Genomic DNA, 4719 nt, shown 5'->3' on the forward strand with positions numbered 1-4719 from the left:
GTTCTCCTGAATAACCATTCTTTGCAATCAATGCCTTGCCTCTAACCCTTTTATTTCTCGCTAAGTGACTAAATATTTAATTGAGTTGGTATAACAAGGTGAAATAGATGCCATTTTAAAAACATACGATAGGGCGCTATCAATTGCGAGTAATACTGGCTAACCGATGCTTACCTGTTTAACATATTGAATTAATGTAAATGGATATAATAAAGGAGAGGTTATGCATAGCGTTTATGTTAGCCTTGGCAGTAATATCAACCGTGAATATCATATAACCCGCGCGCTCGATGCGCTCGATAAACATTTCGCGTCACTGAGAGTTTCCCAAGCATATGACTGTGAACCTGTGGGCTTTATCGGTGATAACTTTTTAAATTTAGTGGTGGGTTTTGACTGCGATTGTGCAATTGCTGAGATCACCACTATTTTGAGAAAAATAGAAGATGACAATGGCCGAGTAAGAGCAGGGCCTAAGTTTTCCTCTCGAACCTTAGATATTGATATTCTTACGTATGATGATCTTATAGGCGATTTTAACGGTGTTACATTACCGCGTGGCGAAATTACCGAAAATGCTTTTGTACTGTTGCCTCTTTCAAATATTGCGCCGAATGAAGTACATCCTCAATTACAGAAAACCTATCAACAGCTCTGGCAACAGTATGATAAACAGTATCAAAAATTATCGGCCATAGAGTTTAATTGGTAACCGAAAAAATAATCGTTAAACAGATAGTGCTGCATAGATAATATTGCTTTAATACAACACTTAACGTGTTTAGTAATTTAAATTCAATATTTTTATCATTAATAGGTGAACCCTAAATTGCCTTTATACGTATATACTTACGATTAAAAAGAATAAAAAACAGGTCAGGTTTATGAACAACAATGCCATTATTACTATTACCAATTTACGGTTAAGAACCTTTATTGGCTTTAATGAAGAAGAGAAAAACAAACAACAAGACATTGTTATTAATGCAGAGGTACATTACCCGGTTAGTAAACTCTGTTTAAATGATAGCGTTGAAAGTGCACTAAATTATAAAACAATTTGTAAAGATATTATTAACCACGTTGAAAGTGGTCGTTTCTTATTATTAGAAAAATTAACCAGTGATGTATTAAATATTTGTGTTAATCACCCGTGGGTGAATTATGCAAAGGTTACCATTGATAAACCCCATGCGTTACGTTTTGCGGATTCGGTGTCGCTTACTTTAAGCTATCAAGCAGAGGAAGGGGGCATATTATGATCAGCTATGAAGCAGCGTTAGTTCGAGATACGTTAATTGCCAGAGGTTTAGAAACGCCCATGGTAGTCACTGAGTTAACTAGCGAAGAAAAATACACACGTCTAAAAGGCTTATTTACTGAGGTGGCTAACACGATTGGTTTAGATTTAACTGATGATAGCCTTGCTGAAACGCCGCATCGTATTGCTAAAATGTATATTCATGAAGTTTTTTCAGGTTTAAATTATGAAAACTTTCCTGCCATTTCAGTTATAGAAAACAAAATGGCTGTTGATGAAATGGTGAAGGTGACCGATATTAATTTAACGTCAACGTGTGAACATCATTTTGTGACGATAGATGGCTTAGCGCAAGTTGCCTATATTCCTAACAAAAAGATTATAGGTTTGTCGAAAATTAATCGAATTGTGCGTTTTTTTGCTCAAAGACCTCAAGTGCAAGAGCGTTTAACGCAGCAAATATTGGTGGCAATACAAACATTAACGGAGACAGATAATGTTGCTGTATCGATTAATGCGACACATTTTTGCGTTAAATCTCGAGGTATCATGGATGTGAATTCTAAAACTACCACTACCGCTTTAGGCGGCATATTTAAAACAAATCCTCAAACACGTGCGGAGTTTTTATCGTGAGCCAAGTTGTCTTAATTACTGGAATTGGTAAACGATTAGGTTTAGCGCTAGCAAGTCATTTTTTAGCACAAGGATATCAAGTCATTGGTACTTATAGAACAGCGTACCCTGTGCTAGATGAACTAAAACAACAAGGTGCTGATCTATATCAAGTGGATTTTTACCAACAAACACAAGTAGATAATTTTATCGCACAGCTTAAACAAAAGTATACCTCGCTGCGAGCCATTATTCATAATGCTTCTGATTGGTTACCTGATAACGCGCAAAAGGAGGATGTGCAGTATTCTGCTGCTGACATTATGCAGAAAATGATGACAATTCATGTTGGTATTCCTTATCAATTAAATTTAAGATTAAAAACGTTATTGAAAAACTCAGATATCGGCGGGGCAGACATCATCCATTTAAGTGATTACGTCGCGGAAAAAGGCAGTAAAAAACATATCGCTTATGCGGCAAGTAAAACGGCAATGAATAGCTTAACCTTATCTTTTTCTGCGCTGTTAGCGCCTGAAGTTAAAGTGAATTCAATTTCTCCCGCGTTATTGAAGTTCAACGAAGGTGACGATGATGCCTACCAAAAAAAGGCGCTTGCAAAAGCACTGCTGCCTAAAGAAGGTGGCTTTGATGAAGTAATACAAGCCGTTGAGTTTATTTTTAATAGTCAATTTATGACGGGCAGAAATATGCAATTAGACGGTGGTAGGCATTTAAAATAACCGCTAAGCCGCTACTATTTTACCTTATTCGTTGTTAAGTACCACTTCAGGATATTTCATATGGATTATTTATCAATAAATAGAAAAGCGTGGGATGATCGTACCGAGATTCACGTAAATTCAACGTTTTATGATGTTAATGCCTTTATAAGCGGCAAGTCTTCACTGAATGAAATTGAGCTTAACCAAGTAGGTGAAGTTAAAGGGAAGTCATTATTACATTTGCAATGTCATTTTGGTTTAGACACATTGTCGTGGGCCAGAAAAGGAGCGATAGTCACCGGGGTTGACTTATCTACCAAAGCCATCGTGCAAGCGAATAAACTCAACAATGAACTTGGCTTAAATGCGACTTTTATAGCTTCAGATATTTATCAATTTTCTGATGAAAATACCAAAAAATACGATATTGTGTTTACTTCTTATGGTGTGCTCTGTTGGTTACCTGATCTTGATCGTTGGGCGCAAACGGTAGCAAAAGCATTATTGCCAGGTGGTGAACTCCACTTGATAGAGTTTCACCCAACAATTGATTTACTGACTGGCTATTCATATTTTCCTCGAACAGAGCCTGATGTTGAAGCTGAAGAAACGTACACAGAAAATAGTGATGGTATTAAATCTACGATAGTGACTTGGCCACATGCATTCAGTGAAGTGATAAATGCATTGATATCTGCTGGTTTATTTATTGAGCAAGTAAATGAGTTTCCTTATAGCCCTTATAATTGCATTGAAGATTTAGAATATGTTGCTGATCAAGGGTATCAGTTGCTACATAAAGGCCAACAAGTACCATTAATTTATGCAATAAAAGCGCGTAAATTAGCATAAATTTTTGATGGTTTGGGCGTCCTAATCGTTTAATGTAATCAAATTTGGCTCTTGTAAGTTGTCTTTTTATGTCGGATTTTTTTACAGTCTTGGTAGAGTACGGAAGGTGTATTTATCTAAGTGATTGACTCTAGTGGTTTTTATTTTTAAGGTGTGATTTTTTCTTTTGTACTAAAGTACAAATTTAACTTTTATACACTACAAAAAAGCTGTAAAGGAAAATATAATGTTTTTAAAAAAAATACTGACTACTTCATTGCTTGTTTTAGCGTCTACGAGTGCAACTGCAAATGTTATTTACCAAGAAACGTTTGATGGTAATGGTAATACTTGGAACGCGGTAGATAATAGTGCTGATGTAGGGGTGACATTCAGGTGCTATTTATACCCAATTTGGTGGCTATAGCGACACTTTTGGAAACGGCTTTACGACGAGTCTAGATATATATTTAGATATAGACGCATGGGATATCGGCCAAGGGTTTGATTTTACTTCAGCGGTAAACGATCAGGCGGGTAATCATCGTCGTGATTTTATTTTTCATGCGGGTAAAACAGCCAAGAATGGCTTTGTAATTAACAGTTCAAATAATGCTGATTTTATTTATAACGAATATAAATTAATTTCAGATAACAGCTTTTTCACTGTAGGTTCAAGTGGTTGGTATACTTTTGAACATAACTTTTATGATCTCAATGGCTTTTTAGCGGTTGATTTTAACGTATACGATAACAATCAAGGGCTATTATTCAGCGAAACGCGTTCATCAACTGCTGATGATATTGCAACGACAATTGGTGGCAATCGTTATGGTTGGTTTACTTATACCAATAATAACTTAACCATTGATAATGCAACATTAACTAGAGCTGACCTTGCGGCAGATATTCCAGAACCGTCTACGTTAGCGTTATTAGCACTTGCTCTATTAGGTGGCGTATCACGCCGCTTGAAAAAATAGAATACTTTGTAGAAACCTATTTTGAAAAAAGGGCAAATTTTGTCCTTTTTTTATAAGTGAAAATCACAATACTGGTTAGGGTCTGTTGATCTTTCGCGTTTATTTTTACAGCAGTTTATGGGGATTTAGACAAGGCATTGCGATTAATGTGTGGTTATTCCACATGAAAAAGCAATAACGACGTATAAATGACAAAAAACGCTGCCCTTTGGGCTGACGGATCCCCATTTTTATATAACTGAACATATTTGATAATAAGCTAAAAAGTTTTCTCGACTTTTCTGTAGATAGTGATTTTTAATTT

7 protein-coding genes are annotated in these 4719 nt (G+C 35.9%); all 7 read left to right on the plus strand.

Annotated elements, in window-relative coordinates; genetic code table 11:
* Window positions 1-223: 223 nt before the first annotated feature.
* Window positions 224-712 (plus strand): 2-amino-4-hydroxy-6-hydroxymethyldihydropteridine diphosphokinase, encoded by a 489-nt coding sequence (folK, locus tag BI291_RS14570; protein ID WP_074499505.1) that lies wholly within the window; start codon window positions 224-226, stop codon window positions 710-712.
* Window positions 713-884: 172 nt separating this feature from the next.
* A complete protein-coding gene (folX, locus tag BI291_RS14575) occupies window positions 885-1262 on the plus strand; it encodes a dihydroneopterin triphosphate 2'-epimerase (protein ID WP_074499506.1) in 378 nt (125 codons plus the stop codon).
* Window positions 1259-1897 (plus strand): GTP cyclohydrolase I FolE, encoded by a 639-nt coding sequence (folE, locus tag BI291_RS14580; protein WP_074499507.1) that lies wholly within the window; start codon window positions 1259-1261, stop codon window positions 1895-1897. Before folX ends, folE begins: the two co-directional genes overlap by 4 nt.
* Window positions 1894-2619 carry a dihydromonapterin reductase gene (gene folM / locus BI291_RS14585; RefSeq protein ID WP_074499508.1) on the plus strand — a complete coding sequence of 242 codons (726 nt, stop codon included), beginning with the start codon at window positions 1894-1896 and terminating at the stop codon, window positions 2617-2619. The genes folE and folM overlap by 4 nt, the downstream gene beginning before the upstream one ends.
* A 60-nt stretch (window positions 2620-2679) precedes the next feature.
* Entirely contained in the window at window positions 2680-3453 is a 774-nt protein-coding gene (locus tag BI291_RS14590; protein WP_074499509.1) for a class I SAM-dependent methyltransferase, read from the plus strand.
* A gap of 226 nt (window positions 3454-3679) precedes the next feature.
* Window positions 3680-3859 (plus strand): hypothetical protein, encoded by a 180-nt coding sequence (locus BI291_RS14595; RefSeq protein ID WP_074499510.1) that lies wholly within the window; start codon window positions 3680-3682, stop codon window positions 3857-3859.
* A gap of 481 nt (window positions 3860-4340) precedes the next feature.
* Window positions 4341-4415: a PEP-CTERM sorting domain-containing protein gene (locus BI291_RS18750; protein ID WP_074499511.1), complete on the plus strand. Its 75-nt coding sequence runs from the start codon at window positions 4341-4343 to the stop codon at window positions 4413-4415.
* Window positions 4416-4719: the final 304 nt, after the last annotated feature.

Source organism: Thalassotalea sp. PP2-459 (assembly GCF_001913705.1).
Taxonomy (GTDB): domain Bacteria; phylum Pseudomonadota; class Gammaproteobacteria; order Enterobacterales; family Alteromonadaceae; genus Thalassotalea_C; species Thalassotalea_C hakodatensis.